Origin of the sequence: Atlantibacter sp. RC6 (genome assembly GCF_014193285.1) — a bacterium.
Classification (GTDB): domain Bacteria; phylum Pseudomonadota; class Gammaproteobacteria; order Enterobacterales; family Enterobacteriaceae; genus Atlantibacter.
Window position 1 is genome coordinate 391,828 of the sequence record NZ_JACHZE010000002.1, and the last position, 24,015, is coordinate 415,842.

14 protein-coding genes are annotated in these 24,015 nt (G+C 57.0%); 4 read left to right on the forward strand and 10 right to left on the reverse strand.

The genetic code is table 11. The features are described from left to right. Positions 1-165 precede the first annotated feature (165 nt). Positions 166-4,626 carry a glutamate synthase large subunit gene (gltB, locus tag FHW74_RS06930; protein WP_183169765.1) on the forward strand — a complete coding sequence of 1,487 codons (4,461 nt, stop codon included), beginning with the start codon at positions 166-168 and terminating at the stop codon, positions 4,624-4,626. Between the two features lie 9 nt (positions 4,627-4,635). Next, positions 4,636-6,054 carry a glutamate synthase small subunit gene (locus tag FHW74_RS06935; protein ID WP_183169766.1) on the forward strand — a complete coding sequence of 473 codons (1,419 nt, stop codon included), beginning with the start codon at positions 4,636-4,638 and terminating at the stop codon, positions 6,052-6,054. 72 nt (positions 6,055-6,126) lie between these two features. Here the strand turns inward: FHW74_RS06935 and mpl are convergent, their stop codons facing one another. Continuing rightward, complete coding sequence (gene mpl, locus FHW74_RS06940) at positions 6,127-7,506, reverse strand: UDP-N-acetylmuramate:L-alanyl-gamma-D-glutamyl-meso-diaminopimelate ligase (protein ID WP_183169767.1); 1,380 nt, start codon at positions 7,504-7,506, stop codon at positions 6,127-6,129. A gap of 174 nt (positions 7,507-7,680) precedes the next feature. Between mpl and fbp the strand changes: the two genes are divergently transcribed. After that, complete coding sequence (fbp, locus tag FHW74_RS06945) at positions 7,681-8,679, forward strand: class 1 fructose-bisphosphatase (RefSeq protein WP_183169768.1); 999 nt, start codon at positions 7,681-7,683, stop codon at positions 8,677-8,679. Between the two features lie 63 nt (positions 8,680-8,742). Here the strand turns inward: fbp and FHW74_RS06950 are convergent, their stop codons facing one another. The 5 genes from FHW74_RS06950 to ytfQ form a co-directional block, all read right to left on the reverse strand. Continuing rightward, entirely contained in the window at positions 8,743-10,308 is a 1,566-nt protein-coding gene (locus tag FHW74_RS06950; protein WP_183169769.1) for a methyl-accepting chemotaxis protein, read from the reverse strand. Between the two features lie 101 nt (positions 10,309-10,409). Continuing rightward, on the reverse strand, positions 10,410-11,411 hold the full coding sequence (gene yjfF / locus FHW74_RS06955) for a galactofuranose ABC transporter, permease protein YjfF (protein ID WP_183169770.1): 1,002 nt from the start codon (positions 11,409-11,411) through the stop codon (positions 10,410-10,412). Continuing rightward, positions 11,404-12,423 (reverse strand): galactofuranose ABC transporter, ATP-binding protein YtfT, encoded by a 1,020-nt coding sequence (ytfT, locus tag FHW74_RS06960; protein ID WP_183169771.1) that lies wholly within the window; start codon positions 12,421-12,423, stop codon positions 11,404-11,406. Before ytfT ends, yjfF begins: the two co-directional genes overlap by 8 nt. A 9-nt stretch (positions 12,424-12,432) precedes the next feature. Further along, on the reverse strand, positions 12,433-13,935 hold the full coding sequence (gene ytfR / locus FHW74_RS06965) for a galactofuranose ABC transporter, ATP-binding protein YtfR (RefSeq protein WP_183169772.1): 1,503 nt from the start codon (positions 13,933-13,935) through the stop codon (positions 12,433-12,435). 68 nt (positions 13,936-14,003) lie between these two features. Continuing rightward, positions 14,004-14,960, reverse strand: a complete 957-nt coding sequence (gene ytfQ / locus FHW74_RS06970) for a galactofuranose ABC transporter, galactofuranose-binding protein YtfQ (protein ID WP_183169773.1) — start codon at positions 14,958-14,960, stop codon at positions 14,004-14,006. Positions 14,961-15,360: 400 nt separating this feature from the next. On the opposite strand from ytfQ, the gene ppa reads away from it, so the two are divergent. Continuing rightward, the gene (ppa, locus tag FHW74_RS06975; protein ID WP_125294207.1) at positions 15,361-15,891 is read left to right on the forward strand and encodes an inorganic diphosphatase; all 531 of its coding nucleotides are present in this window, start codon (positions 15,361-15,363) and stop codon (positions 15,889-15,891) included. Between the two features lie 51 nt (positions 15,892-15,942). Here ppa and FHW74_RS06980 read toward each other — a convergent pair whose 3' ends face one another. From FHW74_RS06980 to tamA, 4 genes are all read right to left on the reverse strand, one after another. Beyond that, complete coding sequence (locus FHW74_RS06980; RefSeq protein ID WP_183169774.1) at positions 15,943-17,574, reverse strand: O-antigen ligase; 1,632 nt, start codon at positions 17,572-17,574, stop codon at positions 15,943-15,945. A 379-nt stretch (positions 17,575-17,953) separates the two neighbouring features. Continuing rightward, positions 17,954-18,298, reverse strand: coding sequence for a gamma-glutamylcyclotransferase (locus tag FHW74_RS06985; protein WP_183169775.1), 345 nt, complete (start codon positions 18,296-18,298; stop codon positions 17,954-17,956). 2 nt (positions 18,299-18,300) lie between these two features. Next, entirely contained in the window at positions 18,301-22,077 is a 3,777-nt protein-coding gene (locus tag FHW74_RS06990; RefSeq protein ID WP_183169776.1) for a translocation/assembly module TamB domain-containing protein, read from the reverse strand. Continuing rightward, on the reverse strand, positions 22,074-23,771 hold the full coding sequence (gene tamA / locus FHW74_RS06995; RefSeq protein WP_183169957.1) for an autotransporter assembly complex protein TamA: 1,698 nt from the start codon (positions 23,769-23,771) through the stop codon (positions 22,074-22,076). Before tamA ends, FHW74_RS06990 begins: the two co-directional genes overlap by 4 nt. Positions 23,772-24,015: the final 244 nt, after the last annotated feature.

Genomic DNA, 24,015 nt, shown 5'->3' on the forward strand with positions numbered 1-24,015 from the left:
CCTCTGAAGCAAGTCCTCAACACTTGTGTACCGATGCGAAAAGGATATTGAGAGGGCGAATGCGAGGTGCGCGTATGACACGCCAAACCCCGTCGCCTGCTCTTGCTGTGTCCGCGCGCAATCGGTGTCGGAGCGAGTCCGCAGAGCCTGGGGAGGTTCACTGATATGTTGTACGATAAATCCCTTGAGAAGGATAACTGTGGTTTCGGCCTGATCGCCCACATAGAAGGCGAACCTAGCCACAAGGTAGTGCGTACCGCTATTCACGCACTGGCCCGTATGCAGCACCGTGGCGCAATCCTCGCAGACGGCAAAACCGGCGACGGGTGCGGCCTGCTGTTACAAAAACCTGACCGTTTCTTTCGCCTGGTCGCGGAAGAGCGCGGCTGGCGCTTAGCAAAAAACTACGCCGTCGGGATGCTGTTTTTAAATCAGGACCCGGAACTGGCGGCACAGAGCCGTCGCATCGTTGAAGAAGAGTTGCAACGTGAAACCCTGTCGATCGTAGGCTGGCGCGAAGTGCCGACCAACGACGGCGTACTCGGTGAAATCGCCCTCTCCTCCCTGCCGCGAATCGAACAAATTTTTGTTAACGCCCCTGCGGGCTGGCGCCCGCGTGATATGGAGCGCCGTCTGTTTATCGCCCGCCGCCGTATCGAAAAACGCAATCAGCAAGACAAAGACTTTTACGTCTGTAGCCTGTCGAACCTGGTCAACATCTATAAAGGTCTGTGTATGCCGGCGGATCTGCCGCGTTTTTACCTGGACCTGGCGGACCTGCGTCTGGAATCGGCCATCTGCCTGTTCCACCAGCGCTTCTCCACCAACACCGTGCCGCGCTGGCCGCTGGCCCAACCGTTCCGCTACCTGGCGCACAACGGCGAAATCAACACCATTACCGGCAACCGCCAGTGGGCGCGTGCCCGTACTTATAAATTCCAGACCCCGCTGATCCCGGATCTGCATGACGCTGCGCCGTTCGTAAACGAAACCGGTTCCGACTCCAGCTCGATGGATAACATGCTCGAACTGCTGCTGGCCGGTGGGATGGACATCGTGCGCGCCATGCGCCTGCTGGTGCCGCCTGCCTGGCAGAACAACCCGAACATGGACCCGGATCTGCGCGCGTTCTTCGACTTTAACTCCATGCATATGGAGCCGTGGGACGGCCCGGCGGGCATCGTCATGTCCGATGGCCGCTTCGCCGCCTGTAACCTGGACCGTAACGGTCTGCGTCCGGCGCGCTACGTTATCACCAAAGACAAGCTGATCACCTGCGCCTCTGAAGTAGGCATCTGGGATTACCAGCCTGATGAAGTGGTGGAAAAAGGCCGCGTTGGGCCGGGCGAGCTGATGGTTATCGACACCCGCATTGGCCGCATTCTGCACTCGGCGGAAACCGACCACGATCTGAAAATCCGCCATCCGTATAAAGAGTGGATGGAGAAAAACGTGCGTCGTCTGGTGCCGTTTGAAGATCTGCCTGACGATCAGGTCGGCACCCGCGAAATGGACGACGATACCCTCGCCAGCTACCAGAAGCAGTTTAACTACAGTTTCGAAGAGCTGGACTCGGTGATCCGCGTGCTGGGCGAAAACGGCCAGGAAGCGGTCGGTTCAATGGGTGACGATACCCCGTTCGCCGTGCTCTCCAGCCAGCCGCGTATTATCTATGATTACTTCCGCCAGCAGTTCGCGCAGGTAACCAACCCGCCGATCGACCCGCTGCGCGAAGCGCACGTGATGTCGCTGGCCACCAGCATTGGCCGCGAGATGAACGTGTTCTGCGAGGCCGAAGGCCAGGCGCACCGCTTAAGCTTTAAATCGCCGATCCTGCTGTGGTCTGATTTCAATCAGCTCACCACCATGACCGAAGAGCACTATCGCGCCGATGTGCTGGACATAACGTTCGACGTCACCGAAACCTCGCTGGAAGAGACGGTGAAAGCGCTGTGCGATAAAGCCGAACAGATGGTGCGCAACGGCACGGTGCTGCTGGTGCTGTCTGACCGTAACATCGCCAAAAACCGTCTGCCGGTTCCGGCGCCGATGGCGGTGGGCGCAATCCAGACTCGCCTGGTGGATAAGAGCCTGCGCTGCGACGCCAACATCATTGTTGAAACCGCCAGCGCCCGCGATCCGCACCACTTCGCCGTACTGCTCGGCTTTGGCGCAACCGCGATCTACCCATATCTGGCCTATGAATCACTGGCAAAACTGGTGGATACCCACGCCATTGAGAAAAGCTACCGCGCGGTGATGCAGAACTACCGCAACGGCATCAATAAAGGCCTGTACAAGATCATGTCCAAAATGGGCATCTCGACGATCGCCTCTTACCGTTGCTCGAAGCTGTTTGAAGCCGTGGGTCTGCATGACGAAGTCTCCAGCCTGTGCTTCCAGGGCGTGGTTAGCCGTATCGGTGGCGCCGGTTTTGCCGACTTCCAGCAAGATCTGTTGAACCTGTCGAAGCGCAGCTGGCTGGCCCGCAAACCGCTGGAACAGGGCGGCCTGCTGAAGTACGTGCACGGCGGCGAATACCACGCCTACAACCCTGACGTGGTGCGCACCCTGCAACAGGCAGTGCAAAGCGGCGAGTACAGCGATTATCAGGAGTACGCCAAGCTGGTTAACGAACGTCCGGCGGCCACCCTGCGCGATTTGCTGGCGCTCAACCCGCAGGGCGAAACGGTTAGCATCAACGACGTAGAACCAGCGAGCGAACTGTTTAAACGCTTTGATACCGCAGCGATGTCCATCGGCGCGCTGAGCCCGGAAGCCCACGAAGCGCTGGCGGAAGCCATGAATAGCATCGGCGGCAACTCGAATTCTGGCGAAGGCGGTGAAGATCCTGCTCGCTACGGCACCAATAAAGTGTCGCGCATCAAACAGGTTGCTTCGGGCCGCTTCGGTGTGACCCCGTCGTACCTGGTCAATGCCGATGTGATCCAGATTAAAGTGGCGCAGGGCGCGAAACCGGGCGAAGGCGGCCAGTTGCCGGGTGATAAAGTCACCCCATACATCGCCAAACTGCGTTATTCGGTGCCGGGCGTGACGCTGATCTCCCCGCCGCCGCATCACGATATCTACTCGATTGAAGATTTGGCGCAGCTGATTTTCGACCTGAAGCAGGTCAACCCGAAAGCGCTGATCTCGGTGAAACTGGTTTCCGAGCCGGGCGTGGGCACCATCGCCACCGGCGTGGCGAAAGCCTATGCGGACCTGATCACCATCGCCGGCTACGACGGCGGCACTGGCGCAAGCCCGCTTTCTTCAGTGAAATATGCGGGATGCCCGTGGGAACTGGGCCTGGTGGAAACCCAGCAGGCGCTGGTGGCTAACGGTCTGCGTCATAAAATCCGCCTGCAGGTGGATGGCGGCCTGAAAACTGGCCTCGATATCATCAAAGCGGCGATTCTGGGCGCGGAAAGCTTTGGCTTCGGCACCGGCCCGATGGTAGCGCTGGGCTGTAAATACCTGCGTATTTGCCACCTGAACAACTGCGCTACCGGCGTCGCGACTCAGGATGACAAACTACGTAAGAACCACTATCACGGCCTGCCGTTCAAAGTGACCAACTACTTTGAATTTATCGCCCGTGAAACCCGCGAGTTGATGGCGCAACTGGGCGTGAAGCGCCTGGTGGATCTGATTGGCCGCACCGACCTGCTGAAAGAGCTGGACGGTTTCACGGCCAAGCAACAGAAACTGGATCTCGGCAAACTGCTGGAAACCGCGGAACCGCACCCGGGTAAAGCGCTGTACTGCACCGAAACCAACCCGCCGTTCGATAACGGCGTGCTGAACGCGCAGCTGCTGAGCCAGGCGAAAGAGTACGTTGACCAGAAACAGAGCAAGACCTTCTGGTTTGATATCCGCAATACCGACCGTTCCGTGGGCGCGCTGCTGTCGGGCTATATCGCCCAGACGCACGGCGACCAGGGCCTGGCCTCCGACCCGATCAAGGCGCACTTCAACGGCACCGCGGGCCAGAGCTTCGGCGTCTGGAACGCCGGCGGCGTGGAGCTGTATTTGACCGGCGATGCCAACGACTATGTGGGCAAAGGCATGGCAGGCGGTTTACTGGCGATTCGTCCGCCGGTGGGTTCCGCGTTCCGCAGCCATGAAGCCAGTATCATCGGCAACACCTGCCTGTACGGCGCGACCGGCGGTCGTCTGTATGCGGCGGGCCGCGCGGGCGAGCGTTTCGGGGTGCGTAACTCCGGGGCTATCACGGTGGTGGAAGGCATCGGCGATAACGGTTGTGAATATATGACCGGCGGTATCGTCTGTATTCTGGGTAAAACCGGCGTTAACTTCGGCGCGGGCATGACCGGCGGCTTCGCCTACGTGCTGGATGAAGACGGTGAATTCCGTAAGCGCGTGAACCCGGAACTGGTGGAAGTGCTGAACGTGGACGAGCTTGCCATCCATGAAGAGCACTTACGCGGTCTGATCACGGAGCACGTGCAGTTGACCGGCTCCCAGCGCGGCGAAGAGATCCTGGCGAACTGGCCAGCGTTCTCGGCGAAATTCGCGCTGGTTAAACCGAAGTCCAGTGATGTCAAAGCATTGTTGGGTCACCGTAGTCGCAGCGCCGCTGAATTGCGGGTGCAGGCGCAGTAAGGAATAGTCATGAGTCAGAACGTTTATCAATTTATCGACTTACAGCGCGTTGATCCGCCGAAAAAACCACTCAAAATCCGTAAAATTGAGTTTGTTGAGATCTACGAGCCGTTTTCAGAAAGCCAGGCGAAAGCCCAGGCGGACCGCTGTCTCTCCTGCGGTAACCCGTACTGCGAATGGAAATGCCCGGTTCATAACTACATTCCGAACTGGCTGAAACTGGCCAACGAAGGGCGTATTTTCGAGGCGGCGGAACTGTCGCACCAGACCAACACCCTGCCGGAAGTCTGTGGCCGCGTATGCCCGCAGGATCGCCTGTGTGAAGGGTCATGCACCCTGAACGACGAGTTCGGCGCGGTGACTATCGGCAACATCGAGCGCTATATCAACGATAAAGCATTCGAGATGGGCTGGCGTCCGGATATGACCGGCGTGAAGCAAACCGGCAAACGCGTGGCGATTATCGGCGCGGGCCCGGCGGGCCTCGCCTGTGCCGACGTGCTGACCCGTAACGGCGTTAAAGCGGTGGTGTATGACCGTCACCCGGAAATCGGCGGTCTGCTGACCTTCGGTATCCCGGCGTTCAAACTGGAAAAAGAAGTGATGACCCGCCGCCGTGAAATTTTCACCGGCATGGGCATTGAGTTCCAGCTCAACACCGAAGTAGGCCGTGATGTTCAGTTAGACGCGCTGCTTGCCGAGTACGACGCCGTATTCCTGGGCGTCGGCACCTACCAGTCGATGCGCGGCGGCATTGAAAATGAAGATGCGCCGGGCGTATTCGACGCGCTGCCGTTCCTGATTGCCAATACCCGCAACACCATGGGCTTTGGCGAAGATGCGGCATCGCCGTATATCAGCATGGAAGGCAAGCGGGTGGTGGTGCTGGGCGGTGGCGATACGGCGATGGACTGCGTACGTACCTCCGTGCGTCAGGGCGCGACGCACGTGACCTGTGCGTACCGCCGTGACGAAGAGAACATGCCGGGTTCGCGCCGTGAAGTGAAAAACGCCCGTGAAGAAGGGGTGGAGTTCAAATTCAACGTGCAGCCGCTGGGCGTGGAAATCAATGCCAACGGAAAAGTGTCTGGCGTGAAAATGGTGCGCACCGAGATGGGCGAGCCTGACGCCAATGGCCGCCGTCGCGCTGAGATCGTCGCGGGCTCTGAGCACGTTCTGCCTGCTGACGCGGTGGTGATGGCGTTTGGTTTCCGTCCGCACAGCATGGAATGGCTGGCGCAGCACAGCGTGGAGCTGGACTCCCAGGGCCGCATCATCGCCCCGGAGCGCAGCGACAACCCATTCCAGACCAGCAACCCGAAAATCTTTGCCGGCGGCGATATCGTGCGCGGCTCCGATTTGGTGGTCACGGCGATTGCCGAAGGGCGTAAAGCCGCCGACGGCATAATGAATTATCTGGACGTGTAATTCGGCCAGCAAAAAGCCCGTCAGTGTCGCGCTGACGGGCTTTTTTTATGGCGTCGGTTTAGCCGCTGGACGTTACTCCTGCGTGGCCAGCTCCGCTTTCTTCGCCAGCGCATCCAGCAGTTTCTGGTGGATACCGCCAAAACCGCCGTTGCTCATCACCAGGATATGGTCGCCCGGCTGCGCGGTTTTCACGATCATCTCAACCAGCGTGTCCACGTCGCCGCTCCAGTGCGCCGGCTGAACGCAGGCATCCGCCACTTCAAACACCTGCCACGGAATGTGCGACGGCTGGAACAGAAACACTTCATCGGCGCGGCCCAGCGAGGGAGCCAGGTCGTCCTTGCAGTGGCCCATTTTCATGGTGTTGGAGCGCGGCTCCAGCACGGCGAGAATACGCGCCGTACCGCCCACTTTGCCGCGCAGCGCGGCAAGCGTCGCCAGGATCGCCGTCGGGTGATGGGCGAAATCGTCATATACCGTCACGCCGTTGGCTTCACCGCGCAGCTCCAGACGGCGGCGGGCGTTGACGAAGCTGTTGAGCGCCAAAGCGGCATCAGCGGGCGTTACGCCCACATGGCGCGCGGCGGCAATCGCCATCAGCCCGTTATTCATGTTGTGCTCGCCCACCAGCTGCCAGTTCACTTCCGCCACGCGTTCGCCGTCCAGCAGCACTTCCCAGTTGGAGGCGTCGGCGTTGAGTTTTTTCGCCTGCCACTGGCCCTGTTCGCCCACCAGCTCCTGCTCGCTCCAGCAGCCCATCGCCAGGGTTTGCTTCAGATTTACATCGCCTTCTGGCCAAATGATCTTGCCCTGCCCCGGCACAATGCGCACCAGATGGTGGAACTGCTTCTGAATGGCCCGCAGATCGTCAAAGATATCCGCATGATCGAACTCCAGGTTGTTCAGCACCAGGGTGCGCGGGCAGTAGTGCACAAACTTGGAACGCTTGTCGAAGAAGGCGCAGTCGTACTCATCCGCCTCAATCACAAAGAACGGGCTTTCACCGAGCCGCGCGGAGACGTCGAAATTGCCCGGCACGCCGCCAATCACAAAGCCTGGCTTATAGCCGCAGGCTTCAAGGATCCAGGTCGCCATGCCTGCCGTGGTGGTTTTTCCATGGGTTCCCGCAATGGCGATGACCCAGCGGTCGCGCAGCACGAAGTCATGCAGCCACTGTGGGCCAGACATGAAAGGGATATTCTGCTCCAGCACCGCTTCCACGCACAGATTGCCGCGCGTCATGGCGTTGCCGATGATCACCAGATCCGGGCGCGGATCGAGTTGTTCAACATCATAGCCCTGTATTAAATCAATACCTTGCTTTTCAAGAAGGGTACTCATCGGCGGGTAAACATTTGCATCCGAGCCGGTGACCTCGTGGCCCAGGGCCCGCGCCAGCATTGCCAGCCCGCCCATAAAGGTGCCACACACACCCAGAATATGAATACGCATACGTTACTGTCCTTTTTTCATCCGGCGCATATTCTACCCACATGTGGGAGCGCGAAGAAACGCATTTAAGGCGATTCTGTTATTTGCTGTCTCGATTCACCTGTGCGCTAACCTTTATATCTTTGTTACGATTAAACGATCGCTTTACTCAAACCAGGATGCAGGGAAAGTGTTATGAAAACGTTAGGTGAATTTATTGTCGAAAAGCAGCATGAGTTTTCTCATGCTACCGGCGAACTGACGGCGCTGCTGTCGGCAATAAAGCTGGGTGCCAAGATTATCCATCGCGATATCAACAAAGCCGGACTGGTTGATATCTTAGGTGCCAGCGGCGCTGAAAACGTACAGGGCGAAGTGCAGCAGAAACTCGACCTGTTCGCGAACGAAAAACTGAAGGCCGCGCTGAAAGCGCGTGATATCGTCGCCGGGATCGCATCGGAAGAAGAAGACGAAATTGTGGTGTTCGAGGGCTGTGAACACGCAAAATATGTGGTGCTGATGGATCCGCTGGACGGCTCGTCCAACATTGACGTTAACGTCTCCGTCGGGACCATTTTCTCTATTTACCGCCGCGTGACGCCGGTCGGCACGCCGGTGACCGAAGAAGATTTCTTGCAGCCTGGCAGCAAACAGGTTGCGGCGGGTTATGTGGTTTACGGCTCTTCGACCATGCTGGTTTACACCACTGGTTGCGGCGTCCACGCCTTTACCTACGACCCTTCCCTGGGCGTGTTCTGCCTGAGCCAGGAGCGCATGCGCTTCCCGAAAAAAGGCAACACCTACTCCATTAACGAAGGTAACTACATCAAATTCCCGCAGGGCGTGAAGAAGTACATCAAGTTCTGCCAGGAAGAAGATGCCAATACCCAACGTCCTTATACGTCGCGCTATATCGGTTCGCTGGTGGCGGATTTCCACCGCAATTTGCTGAAAGGCGGGATTTATCTGTACCCGAGCACCGCAAGCCATCCGGAAGGGAAACTGCGTTTGCTGTATGAATGCAACCCAATGGCGTTCCTGGCGGAACAGGCGGGCGGCAAGGCGAGCGACGGGAAAACCCGTATCCTGGATATTATCCCTGAGAGCCTGCACCAGCGCCGTCCGTTCTTTGTCGGCACCGATAGTATGGTCAACGACGTCGAGCGCTTTATTCGCGAGTATCCTGACGCGTAAAAAAATCCCCTGCCGTTAGCAGGGGATCTGAGTCTTTCGATACCCCGGCATGCCGGGGTATTTTTATGCCTGTAATTGCACTTTAAAACCCGCCATGGTTTCCACCAGCAGCTGCGACTGCGCTTCCAGAGAATAAGTGGCAGCTGACGACTGCTCCACCAGCGCGGCGTTTTGCTGCGCCGCTTCATCCATCTGGCTTACCGCGATATTCACCTGCTCAATGCCCCGGCTCTGCTCCTGCGAGGCGCTGGCGATTTCGCGCATCAGTTTGGTCATGCGCATCACTTCACTGGCGATCTCGTCCATGGTTTCTCCGGCCTGCATCGCCAGTTCGCTGCCCTCGCCTACGTGGGTTTGCGAATCGGCAATCAGCGTGCGGATCTCTTTGGCGGCTTCGGCGCTGCGGCTCGCCAGCGTACGCACCTCGCCTGCCACCACCGCGAATCCCCGCCCCTGCTCACCGGCACGCGCAGCTTCTACCGCCGCATTCAGCGCCAGGATATTGGTCTGAAAAGCGATGCCGTCAATCACGCTCAGGATATCGGCGATACGGTTGGCGCTGCCGGAAATATCGCGCATTTTTTCAATCACGTAGCACACCATTTCACTGCCGCGATCGGCGGTTTCCGACACAGTTTGCGTCAGCCGGTGGGCCTGCTCGGCGTTTTCGGCATTCTGCTTCACGGTGGCGGTGATCTGCTCCATGCTGGCGGCGGTTTGCTCCAGCGAAGTGGCGGTCGACTCAGTACGGCGAGATAAATCGATATTCCCGGCGGTCAGTTCGCGGCTCCCGGTGTCAATTTGCGCACTGGCGTCGCGGACTTTGGTGACCGACACCACTAGCGACTGGCGCATGGCATCGATGGCGTTCGTCAGGCGGCCCAGCTCGTTTTTTGCACCTGGCGCAACGGTGTGAGTCAGATCGCCCGCCGCTACGCGTTCAAGTTGCACAATAGCGCGGTCCAGCGGGCGCAGCAGCAGATGACGCATCCCGAACCAGACGGCGACAATCAGGCCCGCCGCGCTCAGCGCCGCCAGCACCATCAGACTCAGCACCATGTGTTTATGTTGCAGAACTGCCGCCACTTCCTCTTTACCCCGGTTCTCGCTCCAGCCGAGGAAAGTACGCATGTCGTTATCAAATTTTTGCGACAGCGGAATCAGGCCGTTTTCCATCAGGTCATAGTAATCGTCCGGGCTCTGACTTTTCAGCGAAGCCAGCATCGGCGTGATACCGTTGACGTTAAAGGCGTCGAAGCTACGCGACAGTTTCCCCAGCAGCTGCTGGCCCTGCTCGTCGTTGACATTGCTTTCCAGCAGGCTTTTGAGTGTTTTGCGCCCCTGGCTGATTTCGCTTTCGATACGGCTGACCGACTTTTCCGCATCCTGCAACAGGCCGACTTCCATCAGGCGCACCGCCTGCCCGGATTCATTACGCGCCCGCAGGATCTGGGTGTAGCCGTCGTTAAGACGCATGATCTGCTCGCCCTGCAGATGGTTAATGCGTTGCAGCGAGGTGGAGCTTTGGGTTAACGCGTAAATACCGATCCCGCTAACCAGTAATAACAGCAGCGTCATGGCTGCCAGAACGGCCAGCAGGCCCATGCGGATAGAGAGGTTTTTCAACATAGTCATTTCCCGGTGGTTGCCGATAACTCCACGTGAAGCCAGTAGAGAGTTATCGGCATTCGCCAGGAAAAGTTTAGTCAGGAACCAATGCTTTCAATATGTTACTGCTTTGCTACCGCCGGGTTAACGCGAGTGACAGCGGCGTTCTGGCGGCTTTCCCACAGTACGGTGAGGCCGCGTTGCAGGGCGATAAAGATAAACAGCAAAATGCCGATGGCGATTTTGGTCCACCAGGAACTCAGCGTGCCGTCGAAGTTGATATAGGTCTGGATCAGCCCCTGGATCGCCACGCCGAACAGCGTGCCCAGCACCGTGCCGACGCCGCCGGAAAGCAGCGTGCCGCCGATCACCACCGAGGCGATGGCATCCAGTTCTACCCCAACCCCTGCCAGCGCGTAGCCCGCCTGGGTATAGACAGAAAAGACAATGCCCGCGAGGGTGGCCAGCCCGGTAGACAGCATATAAATACGGATGGTGGTACTGCGGGTAGAAATCCCCATCAGATTCGCAGAAGTGGCGTTGCCGCCAATGGCGTAAACCTGGTTACCGAAGCGGGTGCGGTGCGCGAGGAAAATGCCGATCACCACCACGCCGAGCATTAACAGCCCCATGGCGCTTAAACGCCCGCCGCCGGGGATTTTCCAGGCGAGGCTGGAAAGCGTGTCATAAATCGGGTGGTTAATCGGGATCGACTCTTCGGATACCAGATAGCTGACGCCGCGCAGGAAGAACATCCCGGCGAGGGTAATAATAAACGCCGGGATTTTCAGCGCGTCGATCAGCAACCCCATAAACGCGCCGAAGGCGCAGCCCATCGCCAGCACCAGCGGGAACGCCAGCAATGGCGATATGCCCCAGAAGCCAATAGCTTTAGCGAGGAACACGCCGGTAAAAGCGATCACCGAGCCTACCGACAGGTCGATACCGCCGGAGAGGATCACAAAGGTCATCCCGACGGCGATAATCCCCAGAAAGGCGTTATCGGTCAGGATGTTGCAAATCACCCGCGTGGAAGCAAAACCGGGGAACTGCGTCAGGCAGTAAAGATAACCCAGCACAAACACCGCCAGGGTAATCATCAGCGGTAAGTTACGTTTAATCATCGCGGCGTCTCCGACGTAACAGACTAATAAAGCGCGGTGACTGAACAATCAGCACGCATAGCACCACCACCGCTTTCACCACCTGGTTCAACTCTGGCGGGAAACCGGACAGCAAAATCCCGGTGTTCATCCCCTGGATAATTAGCGCGCCCACCACCGACAGGGCGATGTTAAAGCGCCCACCCATCAGCGAACCGCCGCCGATCACCACCGCGAGGATGGCGTCCAGCTCCAGCCACAGGCCGGCGTTGTTGGCGTCCGCCCCGCGAATATCCGCGGTAACGATAATCCCGGCAATGGCGGCGCACAGGCCGCTGAGCACGTAGGTCAGCATCACCATCAGGCGGGTGTTCACCCCGGCGTTTTTCGCCGCGCGGATGTTAATCCCCACCGCTTCGATAAACATGCCGAGGGCGGTTTTGCGGGTGAACAGCCAGAACACGATTAGCGTCACCAGCGCGATAATCACCGGCGTCGGGAAAAACAACAGCGAACCGCTGCCCAGGAAAGAGAGCGCGGGCGAGTTGAACGTGACGATCTGCCCTGAGGTGATGAGCTGCGCTACGCCGCGCCCGGCCACCATCAAAATCAGCGTCGCGACAAACGGCTGAATTTTTAGCACCGCCACCAGGATGCCGTTCCATAATCCGGCCAGCACCCCGACGCCAAGCGCGCCCAGCAGCACCACCGGCAAACTCTGGCCCGCAACGGTTAATGACGCCGCAGTGGCCCCGGCAATCGCCATGATGGCGCCGACCGACAGGTCGATACCGCCGGTGGCGATCACCAGCGTCATGCCAATCGCGAGCAGCGCCACCGGCGCGGCGCGGTTTAAGATATCAATCGGGCTGCCAAACAGGCGTCCGTCCTGCACTACGATTTGGAAAAAATGGTCGGCCACCATGCTGTCGACCAGCAATACCAGTAGCAGCGCCACCAGTTGCGGCATCCCCTGCGGCCAGCGGAAACGGCGCTTCGGCGCGCCCACGTCCGGCACTGAACGAGTCATCAAGAGCCCTCCTTATGCCGCGATGGCATTCATAATTGCGCTGACGGACAGCTCTTCAAGCGGGATTTCCGCCACTTGTTCCCGGTCGCGCATGATGATCACCCGGTCGGCATACCCCACCAGCTCTTCCAGTTCCGACGAGATAACCAGCAGGGCCAGCCCGTCGGCGCACAGCGTTTCGATCAGGCGAATGATTTCGGCGTGCGCCCCGACATCGATGCCGCGCGTGGGTTCATCAAGGATCAGGAACTGCGGCCGCGTCAGCAGCCAGCGCGACAGCAGCACTTTTTGCTGATTGCCGCCGGACAAAAACTCCACTGGCTGTTCAGCGCTCGGCGTGCGGATGCCTAACTGGCGGATAAAGCGCTCGGCAATGTCGTTTTGTTCGCGGCGCGGAATGGGACGCAGCCAGCCGCGCTGGGCCTGGAGCGCCAGAATAATGTTTTCGCGCACCGACGCGGCGGCAATAATCCCATCGGTTTTGCGATCTTCCGGGCAGAAGCCGATCCCCAGACAGGAGGCCTGATGCGGTGAACGCAGCGCCTGCGGTTTGCCCTTGATCAGCGCGTTGCCGCTGTCTGCGGGCTTGATACCGAAAATCACTTCAGCGGTTTCGGTGCGCCCGGAGCCTAACAATCCCGCCAGGCCGACGATTTCGCCGGGGCGAACCTCCAGCGAGAACGGCGCAATCACCCCTTTTTTGCCGTAGTCTTTAAACGCCGCTACTGGTTTTTCGCTCAGCAGCGTGCGCCCGGCGCGTTGCAGGGCGTTCTGGTCCAGCTCGCGGCCCAACATCATCTTCACCAGTTCAATTTGCGGGAGATCTTTGGTATCACGGGTGCCGATAAACTTGCCGTTGCGCAGCACAGTGATGCGGTCAGTGACTTCGTAAACCTGGTCGAGAAAGTGAGTCACGAAAATCAGGCTGACGCCCTGATCGCGCAACTGGCGCATCAGGGTAAACAGCATCTCTACCTCTTTGGTATCGAGGCTGGCGGTGGGTTCATCGAGGATCAGCACTTTGGCGGACAAATCGATAGCGCGACAAATCGCCACGATTTGCTGCATAGCAACAGAAAAGCGGTTGAGCGGCTCGCGCACATCCAGGCTGAAACCGTAGGATGCCATCAGCGCCGTGGCGCGTTTTTCCATCTCTTTGCGGCGCAGTAAACCGAAGCGTTTCGGTTCGCGGCCAATAAACAGATTGTCCGCCACCGACATATTCGGCAGCAGGTTCACTTCCTGGTATACCGTGCCGATGCCAAGCTGCTGAGCGTGGGCGGTATTTTTCGGGCGGATGGTTTGGCCCTCTAACCAGACTGTACCGCCGTCGGGCTGGTACACGCCGGTGAGGGCCTTGATCAATGTGGACTTGCCTGCGCCGTTCTCCCCCAGCAAGGCCATAATTTCGCCACGCCGCAAACTAAAATCGACGTGATCCAGCGCTTTTACCCCCGGAAAGACTTTACTCAGCCCTTCGGTGCGCAAGATTTCCTGATGTTGTTGTGATTGCATCACCGGACTCCGAAAAGCGTGTCAGTAGAGCAAAAGGCTCTCCGAAGAGAGCCTTGTCGATGGCTGGCTTAGTAGCCCATGCCTTTTTTCTTCTCGAGCTCTTCTTTCGCCGTATCCGGCAGGAACAACGTGGATTTGGTGATGGTGGTTTTTTCAGGCATGGTGCCGTCTTTTTTGAATTTTTCCAGCGCATCGAATGCCGGGCCGGCCATGTTCGGGGTTAACTCCACGCTGGCGTTGGCTTCGCCGTCGATCATCGCTTTGAAGATATCCGGAACGCCGTCAATGGAGCCGGTGAGAATATCGGAGCCCGGTTTCAGACCCGCTTCTTTAATGGCCTGGATGGCGCCGATCGCCATGTCGTCGTTATGGGCGTAAACCATGCAAATGTTTTTGCCGTTGTTTTCAGCTTTGATGAAGCTCTCCATGACTTCTTTGCCTTTACTGCGGGTAAAGTCGCCGGATTGCGAACGGATGATTTTCACGTTCGGCGCTTTCGCGATGGCTTCGGCAAAACCTTTTTTACGGTCGATGGCGACGCTCGCGCCGACGGTACCTTGCAGTTCAACCACGTTACAGGGTTTGCCATTCAGGGTTTTCACCAGCCAGTCGCCAATCAGACGGCCTTCCAGCACGTTGTCGGCAGTGACGGTAGTCATGTACAGCGATTTGTCTTTCACATCGATATTACGGTCCAGCAGAATGACCGGAATCTCAGCTTCTTTGGCTTCTTTCAGCACGGGCTCCCAGCCGGTTGCCACAACCGGGGCGATAAAGATGGCATCAACGCCCTGAGCGATAAACGAACGCACGGCTTTGATTTGGTTTTCCTGTTTTTGCTGGCCGTCCGCGATCTTCAGCGTCACGCCACGTTTCTCCGCCTCGCTTTTCGCAACGCTGGTTTCCGCTGCGCGCCAGCCTGATTCAGAACCTACCTGAGAAAAACCCACGGTTAAGGGGGCTGCCATTGCCATAGACGACATGGCTGCCGAAACTGCTGTGACCAGAAGTAAGCGCTTCCACATAAGTGAATCCTCGTAGGGTTATTGTTGGTTAAATCTCCACCTGCGGAAAAACTATAGACAATAAGGGATGTAACAAAATGCGTTACATCACAATTCAAAAAAGTTACATAAAGGTTATGAGCCTGAGAACGCAAGAGTGTGAGCGGGGTAGCGACTTTTCGCTACTAAGCCAGGTCGCGGATTAGAGAGATTTTTTTGCTTCTGGCTGAGTTAAAATCTCACTTTGTAAGCGGTTACAAAAAATTATTCAGAAAGCGGCTGAGTTTATGGATTATTCGGTCGCAAAATGAGAGATAGCACGATCGACTTTTGCTGACGGCCAGTAAAACAGTCCAGGACTTTCAGGCGCATTTGGCTATAATACCCGGCATTGTTTGCCATACAGTTAAAGGAAACAGACATGAGCTTACTCAACGTGCCTGCTGGTAAAGATCTGCCAGAAGACATCTATGTAGTTATCGAAATCCCGGCTAACGCAGACCCGATCAAATATGAAATCGACAAAGACAGCGGCGCGCTGTTCGTTGACCGTTTCATGTCTACCGCGATGTTCTACCCGTGCAACTACGGTTACATCAACCACACCCTGTCCCTGGACGGTGACCCGGTTGACGTATTGGTCCCGACCCCATACCCGCTGCAACCGGGTTCTGTGATCCGCTGCCGTCCGGTTGGCGTGCTGAAAATGACTGACGAAGCAGGCGAAGACGCCAAGCTGGTTGCGGTCCCGCACACCAAACTGAGCAAAGAGTACGATCACATTAAAGACGTGAACGACCTGCCGGAACTGCTGAAAGCGCAGATCGCCCACTTCTTCGAGCACTATAAAGATCTCGAGAAAGGCAAATGGGTGAAAGTGGACGGCTGGGACAACGCCGAAGCCGCTAAAGCGGAAATCGTTGCCTCTTTCGAACGCGCAGCGAAGAAGTAATTTACTTTTCGCGTTGCCGTTAACAACACCGCCCGAGGGCGGTGTTGTCCTTTATGGCTTCTGTAACGGATAAAGCGGGAACAGACGTGGATATATTGCCAATAACGCTTCACTCTGGGCTTTATCGCCGCGAAACCGGCTAATCATAATCATACTCTGCCAGATATTTCTGTCGTTATGCCGTTGCGACCAGCGCTGGGCCCGGGACATAAATTCCGTTAATTGGGCGTCGTCATGGTCTGTGTTATAGCGCATCAGTAATGCCACCATTTCATCAAACTGCACCCGCTCAAATTGCGTGGCGAAATACCATGGCACGGGGTGAGGGAACTGAGCGTAATTATTGCGTTCCAGCTCGGTCAGTTGCTGGTTGGCCCGCAGTCCCAGCGCACTAAATACCATTAACCCCATGCCCGCCAGCATAAAGACGGCACGCTGAATCGCCATGCCTGACGAAGGCGTTTTTACGGGTGCGGGTATATCCATTACTCCCATTCTTAACAGGAGCAAAAAGAGTCCAAAATGGAAAAAGGACAGATAAAAAGGAAATTCGAAATTGAGATGGATTAACAATGGAACAACCAGCAGAGCATAGGCCGCATTAATCCGATTACGCGACCAGGCACGGAGCAAAATCACTATCCAGCCCACCAGCAATACTAATACGCCCAACAGAGCGATAATCCCGCCCTGAAACCACGCATTTAATAATTCATTATGCGGATGGCCCACAATGCTTGAATAGGTGTAAGGCAACTCAGGATGCGCAAGGACATAGCGGCTGAATTCATATTCAAATGTGCCATACCCCCAGCCCAGCCAGGTTTTCTGCATAATCATCTGCCAGGTAATCAGCAAGATATTCCAGCGTTCATGCGTTGACGCCTCGTATTCGCGCGCCAGCAGGTACGGCACCCCATCAACGATGATCTGAACATGCTGTGTAAGATACCAACCTGATGCCGCGGCTCCCGCCATCGCGATTAACGGCAACCAGGCGCGACGCCAGCACTGGCTGCCCTGGGCTAACAAGAGAACAGCAATAACCCCTATCGCCCCCAACGCGCCTGCCCGGGACTGGATAAGCGCCAGGCAGAACGCAAGCAGCATCAGGCCAACCGTATACAGACCGGCAAAAAACCGATGACGCTCGGTCAATAACAGCAGAAAACCACAGCCCAACCCAGTCGCCAGAAAACTCGCCAACACATTAACCTGCTGGAAAATACCGTAAGGACGACCATGGTTACGCAGCCAGTCATATTCCATGAGCTTCGCCGCAAGTTGAGGTTGCAGTGACTGAATCAGGCATAAAACCGTTTGGCTGAGTGACAAGAGAAAAATAACGCAGCAAAGCCGCCGTTTTTGCTGCTCACTTAACTGAAGCCGCATTCCTGTGCACCAGAGTAAAATTGCGGCGAATAATACCCAGACACCGGGATTACCCCGTGCCTGAAAAAGCCAGGGTAACAACAACAGAACACCGCCGGTAACAATTAACGGCTGAGGTTGTGGCCGGAAATGCGCTGTTTGCGCGCGATAACGCCAGGCGACGGCTATAACGGCAAAACCCAGCCATCCGATAAACGTCAAATTAATGGGCAACGATACGCCAGCTTTGCCTGAGTTGGGAACATAAAAAACAAGCACACCGAACAGCAGCCCAATAGCAATTTTGATCATAAAAACATATCCAAACGGCACACTTTTAATCCCTTAAAAATTAGAGAATTAAATCCTTGTACCGATAAATTTCAGAGCTATGACGATACTGACCTAATATATTAAATAGTGATGTTTAAGCGTTTATTCATTGACTAGCAAAATATATAGACAGCGATTGGAAGAGTCATATTCTATGTATTTACTCAGCGAATCCTACCTGCATGACGATAAAAATAGTCTAAAAATGGAACGGACAAGCCGCTATATTTTATTTAGAAATGAAGAGGATAGGGTTTTGAGGTGGGGTTTATTGCTGTGCTTAAGTAATATGTAAGTTCAACTGAAACCAATTTGCCGCCGCCAAATAAGAAAAACCACGCCGAAGCGTGGTTTAGGGTTAATAATTCTCTCTGTCCAGCCAGTTGCCGCTTGCTATGCGGGTCAGGCCCTCTACTGGCCGCTGGTAAACATACATCCAGGCGCTGCCGTAGGGCGTCTGGATCAACTGACGCCGGTATTCCCCTCCCGTCGTGCGCAGGGCATCCAGCTCGGCAAGAGTACTGGCATCAATGCGATACACTTCACCCAACACTTCCCCTTCGCCCGGCACTGCGCCAGGATAGTGGCCAATGCTGAACAACTGGTAGTTTTCTACCGTGTGATCGCCCAGCCACTGGGCGTTGGTCATCCAGTGGCTGTTGCCTTGTTTGCGTCTTAAACTACCGTAGACAAATATTCGCATTGCTAAAACTCGAACTGATAGAGCAAATCGAGTGCCTGATCTACGCCAGACACCGCTTCCAGATATAGCTTAGGCATTAGACGATAACGCAGCGTAAGCGTCGCCAGCGAATCGAAAATCCCTACGCCATATTTCACCTGCAGACCTGGCAGTACATAGCCGCTGACCACTACCTGCGAGGAGTCGCCAACTCCCTGGGTATCCAGCGCCAAATTACTGACGCCAAACGTCTCGCCGATTTTACCCACAACCTGCCCACTTTGTGCAACCCCCAGACCCACCAGCATTGAGGTCATCGCTTCACTATCGCTCTGCCCGCTCTCAAGACCCTGGCCGCGCAACAGATAAGAAAGCGCCTCTTGTTGCGACATTGCCGGGTCGGAAAACACTTCAACCTTGGGCTCATCCGGCGTGCCGGTGACCCGTACCCCGGCGGTAACATCGTTTTCCGTGGCATCAGGATTTCGGATTGCTTCTATATTCAGGAGCGGTTGATCCGGCGGGCCGGAGAACAATAATTCGCCTTTACGCACGATCAGATCCTGCCCGTAAGCGCGGAACCGCCCTTCCGGAATATTGACCTGGCCGTTCAGACCCAGCCCCTGTTTGTCCTGCGCCACTTTCAGATCGCCGGTCAGACGCGCCCGCAAGCCGAAAGCGTCCATACGAACGTTGTTACCGACGTGCACAATCAGGTTACTGTTGATGGGGATGGCCGCCGTCGGCGCGCTTTCCGGTTTAAGCTGGGCGTCCAGCATCACTTCATCGCTGGAAACATCCACCGCGCTTTCCGGCAATTCATGCACCACGATCCGCGCCCAGGGTACATCAACCCGGCCATCAAGGGTGATCAAGCTCGGCGTGGCTTCCAGCACCACATCAGGCGAGACGTCAAGGCGCACCATCGGCGGCACGCTAATGCGGACTTTATCGCCCTTCGCCGCCACCCGCGCGCGCCAGTTGTCAATCTGGCTCCAGTCGGCGTCGCCGTTAAGATTGATCTGCCCGCGTCGGGTGTTCACCACGCCTTGCAGCGTGGAGCTCATGCCATTGAATGCCATCGAAAGCTGGCTTGGCTGCATATCAAACGGCATAAAGTTGCCGTCGATATCGACGCCAGTCAGTTGCATCTGCCCGAACAACTGCGGCTGCGCCGCATTGCCCCCCAGCCGCAAATTGGCGTTTAGCAACCCTGCCGCTTTCTCGCCGCGCGAGAAGATGGCGTTGACCATCGCCAGCGAGAAATTGCGGATGTTGACGTTGCCAGACAGGTTGCGACGGTTTTGCGGATCGGCGATCTGCACTTTGCCGTCGAACTGACCGTTGCCCGCCAGGCGCAGCAGCCAGCCCAACTCCGCCTGGTTGTTGCGCAGCGCGGCGTTCAGGCTCAGGGTATCAAAGGCCACCGGCAACGTGTTGCCGTTGACGATTTGGGTAACTCTGACGCCACGGCCATCCAGCGTCACACTGCCCTGCGGCAGCCCTTCTTTGGTGGTATCCCACGTGACATCGGCTTTACCGGTGAATACCCCGCTCGCCTGGGTTTCCGGCGGCAGGAACTGTTTCACCATCGCCAGATCGAAGCGGTTGAGATCCACCACAGCACGGCCCGCCGCCCCCGCATCTACCGCCTGCGGCAAGCACAACTGCGCATTAGGGTTGGTCCAGCAGTGCGGGCCGATGTTGATTTTTTGCTCCTGTCCGCGGTAATCCAGCGCGATAGCGCGGGTCTGCGACCACGGGCCGACTGGCGTCTCGAAGCGGGTGTTTTCCAGAGTGCCGCGCCAGCGCTGTGCCGCGCGATCGAAACTGCCTTTGAGATTAAGCTGCCCGGAAACCGGATCGCCCTGAACGCGCAGCGCTAACTGATGATCCTTTTCGCTGCCTTTGGCGTTGATGGTAGCCAGCGCAATAGCCAGCCCCGGCTGAGCGATACGCTCAACCCGCACGTCCAGGGTGCCGCCAATCTGATCAGTGGATTTGATGTCGCCATCCACCCGCACCTGGGCGACAGAGAGTTCCTGCCAGCGCAGATTCCGGGCGGTGATATCCGCCAGCACCTGCGGCGCTTCCACCGTGCCGCGGATTTTCACCAGACCTTTAGCGGTGCCACCCAGTCCCGGCAAAGCGTTATCCAGGTTCGGGGCGTCGATACTGGCGTCCAGCTCCAGCTCTTTCACGCCCAGCTCGCCTTTGATGTCAGCGGTATTGCGCCCCAGCGCCACATGCATGCCGGGGATCACCCACTGCATATAGCTGTTGCCCTGAAGCTGCCCCTCCACCTTCACGGCGTTCTGTTTGACGTTGCCCGCCAGCTTGATTTCCGGCACGTTAACCTGCCAGCTGCCGCCGTACAGGCTGCCGCGCAGCTTCACCAGCCCATCCAGCTTCGCCGGCCAGTCTGGCCAGGTTTTGGCGGTGTTGATTTTGTTGAGCGTCAGCTCGCCACGCCAGCTGATGGCCTGCTGCCAGTCGAGCAGTGCTTTCAGTTCGGTGGTGCCTTCCAGCGCCGCCACTTTCAGCTTATCCAGATTGATGTTTTGCTCGTTGCCTTTGGCGTCCAGGGTGATGGTCGCCGGGGGGATCTCCGCGCCCTTCACCGCTGTACGGAAGCTCAGGGTGTAGTCAGTCATCTTGCCGGTCAGCTTGAGCTTGAGATCGTCCGCCTGATACTGTTTTTCCCCGGTAAACGGCCAGTAAAGCTGTTCGCTGGTGATATCCAGATTCAACGGCAGGCCCGCTTCCGCCAGCTTAGTCTGGCCGCGCAGCACCAGATCCACCGGGCCGGACAAGTTAACGCCGAATTCCAGCTGCTCGCGTAGCGCCCCGCCGACTTTGATTTTGACCTTTTCGCCTTTTATCGGATCAACATTAAGCGTGCTGTTGAGGGTGATGTCCACCGGCCAGCTGTTGCGCAGCTCGGCGCGTCCGGTGGCGTTTACCGTGCCCTGGGTGGAATCAATATCCAACGCATCGAGCGTAGCGAGGCCGTCCACGCTGCTGACTTTAAGCAGCATCGAGTTGATCGTGACGTCGGTATCGCCGGTTAAACGCAGTTGTTCGCCGCGGAACGATTGAATGGTGAGATTCAGCGGCAGATGGACATCAGTCATCTCCGGCAGCACCGGTTTCGAGAACAGCTGTTTTAGCGTTTCGCCCAGCGGCAATTCATCCGGTTGCGGATTTTCAATCTTCGGCTCAACCACCTCTTCCTGCGCCACTTTAGCCACTTTCGGCAGCGCGATTAACAGCCCCTGCAAAGTGGTGGGCGTCAGCGTCAGGTTGCGGTCCTGCCAGTTGAGGCCGGACGCAAAATCCATCACCGACACCGTGGTGTCATCGATACGCACGTTGACGTTATTCAGCGTGACGCTGCTTAGCGTGATGGGATAAGGCGTTGAGAGATCGAGCGGGCCGCTGTCCTCCTCTTCTACCTGAGCCGCCGGCGGCATTTTCTCGGTATCAATCACTACGTTGATATCGCGTAACGCCAGTGCATTCACGCACAGGCTGCTGTCACGCAGGCAACCCAGCTTTACGGCGAGGTGGACTTCACCCGCCAGCACGTTTACGCCCGGCTGCTGGTAGCGCAGATTTTTGATCGACAGATCGCGCCAGCCGCCGGTCACGCTGCCGATCTCCAGCCCCGGGACCCAGCGGTCAGCCGCTTTGAAGACGATATGCAGGCCGGTGGTCGTCCCGACTAAAAAGCCGACAATTCCCAGCAGCACCACCAGAAACAGCACCACGGCAAGGGTGATTTTCTTCCATAAACTCATAATTCAGGCCCCAAACCGATGTAGAACTGCAACCCGTGTTCTTCTTTATCGCCAATCGGCACCGCGAAATCGAGTTTGACCGGCCCGACGGGCGACTGCCAGCGCACCCCGACGCCCGCGCCGGTTTTGAAATCGCTGCGACGGATGTCATTCACCGCCTCACCGGAATCCACGAACATTGCTCCCCACCATTTGCCGGTCACGTTGTACTGGTATTCCAGCGAGCCGGTCGCCAGTTTAGAGGCGCCAGTGAGTTTGCCGTCTTCATTCTCAGGCGAAATAGATTTGTATTTGTAGCCGCGAATACTGCGGTCGCCGCCCGCGAAGAAGCGCAGGTCAGGCGGGACTTTGTCGAAGTCGCCGGTTTCTATCCATCCCAGATTGCCGCGCGCCACAAAGCGGTGACGATCGTAAAGGGTGCGGATCCAGACGTTTTGCGCCTGCACCACCACGAAGTCGACATCCGAGCCCCAGGCGGTATTGGAGTAATCCACTGAATAACGTTGGGAATCGCCCCAGGTCGGCATCAGCCCCCCGCGCGATCGGGTTCGGCTAATCATCACGCCCGGATAGAGCAGCATGGTGGTATTGGTGACATCCGCCTGAGTAAAGTGGTCGAGGCTCCAGCGCAGGTTGATCGCGCGCTGCCAGCCGCTCGACAGATCCCAGTAGCGCGACACCGCAAGCGTGGTGGAATCGGCTTCGGTATCGTTTAAATCGGTACGCTTAAAGCCGCCCTGCACCAGGTAATATTGCTCAATCGGGTTTTTCAGCAGTGGCACTTTATAGCTGAAGTCGAGCTGCTGCTCCGGGGCGGAGATGCTGGTGCTGGTGGTGAAGCTGTGGCCGTAAGAGTTGATCCAGGGTTTATGCCAGGTAGCTTTAACGCGCGGCCCCACGTCGGTGGAATAGCCTACCCCGGTTTCTATCCGGTTCTGAATGCGCGGCGAGAGTACGCCGTGCAGCGGCAACACTTTGGTCTGACGAGCCTTATCAAATTCCGGAGCCACCACCACCGAATTGAACCAGCCGGTGGCGGAAAGCCGACGGTTGAGTTCAGCCAGGTCTTTGGACTGGTAATAATCGCCCTGCTCGAACGGCACCAGGCTTTGTAAATACTCTTCGCGGATTTGCGAACCTTCGAAGGTTACTGGCCCAAAACGGTAGCGTTCTCCGCTGTTATAATCGATGTCCCAGAACGCCTGATGACGTTCCAGCGAAACCCCTAACTGGCTCCTGGTAAACTCGCTGTCGAAGTAGCCTTTGCGCAGCGAAACGCGCGTCAGACTTTTCTTAAAATCGTCGTAATCACCATGGTTGAGCACCGTTCCGATAGCTGGACGGGTGCTGAGCAGGTCGAGGTAGTCCCGATCGGTACGCGCCCCGCCGCGTAAAATAACATCGGTGCCACCGATGCGTACCGGCACGCCAGGCGACACTTTGGCAATCAAAACCTGGCGCCCTTTTGGCGGCGGCGGACGTAAATCGAAATCAATCGTGGGTTCGTAATACCCCAGCGCTTTAAGCCCGTTGCGAATGGCGTCATCCACGCGGGCACGGAACTGGCGGTCAGGCGTAACTTCATCGCTTTGTATTGTAGATAGTTGAGCGCGAACGTTTTTTTCAAGCTCGCCTGACAGGCCTTCCACTTGCAAACGCACGTTTGCCGCGCTGGCGGCAGCAGATGCCAGCATACAGCTGGCGCAGAAAAAGAGACGGAATCGTGGCACGTTTTCTCCTGAATTTCCTTTTTCCCACCCCTGGAAGGAAACGTAGTGCCGCTCCGCGGCTTGATGAAAATTCCCGCATATCGGGAATTGAAAAAGAGACGACTACCCAAATATTTCTTATGTTTAAATCTAGACGTAATTATCAACAGTATTGTGTGCAAAGACACGCCGTGTGACAACCTTAGCGAGGCTGTTGCTTTTTCCCCAC

Coding starts and splice junctions, on each gene's coding strand:
- yjfF (WP_183169770.1), bottom strand. CDS start 11,411: ATGATTAAACGTAACTTACCGCTGATGATTACCCTGGCGGTGTTTGTG.
- fbp (WP_183169768.1), top strand. CDS start 7,681: ATGAAAACGTTAGGTGAATTTATTGTCGAAAAGCAGCATGAGTTTTCT.
- FHW74_RS06935 (WP_183169766.1), top strand. CDS start 4,636: ATGAGTCAGAACGTTTATCAATTTATCGACTTACAGCGCGTTGATCCG.
- FHW74_RS06990 (WP_183169776.1), bottom strand. CDS start 22,077: ATGAGTTTATGGAAGAAAATCACCCTTGCCGTGGTGCTGTTTCTGGTG.
- gltB (WP_183169765.1), top strand. CDS start 166: ATGTTGTACGATAAATCCCTTGAGAAGGATAACTGTGGTTTCGGCCTG.
- tamA (WP_183169957.1), bottom strand. CDS start 23,771: ATGCTGGCATCTGCTGCCGCCAGCGCGGCAAACGTGCGTTTGCAAGTG.
- FHW74_RS06980 (WP_183169774.1), bottom strand. CDS start 17,574: ATGATCAAAATTGCTATTGGGCTGCTGTTCGGTGTGCTTGTTTTTTAT.
- ytfR (WP_183169772.1), bottom strand. CDS start 13,935: ATGCAATCACAACAACATCAGGAAATCTTGCGCACCGAAGGGCTGAGT.
- FHW74_RS06950 (WP_183169769.1), bottom strand. CDS start 10,308: ATGTTGAAAAACCTCTCTATCCGCATGGGCCTGCTGGCCGTTCTGGCA.
- ppa (WP_125294207.1), top strand. CDS start 15,361: ATGAGCTTACTCAACGTGCCTGCTGGTAAAGATCTGCCAGAAGACATC.
- mpl (WP_183169767.1), bottom strand. CDS start 7,506: ATGCGTATTCATATTCTGGGTGTGTGTGGCACCTTTATGGGCGGGCTG.
- FHW74_RS06985 (WP_183169775.1), bottom strand. CDS start 18,298: ATGCGAATATTTGTCTACGGTAGTTTAAGACGCAAACAAGGCAACAGC.
- ytfQ (WP_183169773.1), bottom strand. CDS start 14,960: ATGTGGAAGCGCTTACTTCTGGTCACAGCAGTTTCGGCAGCCATGTCG.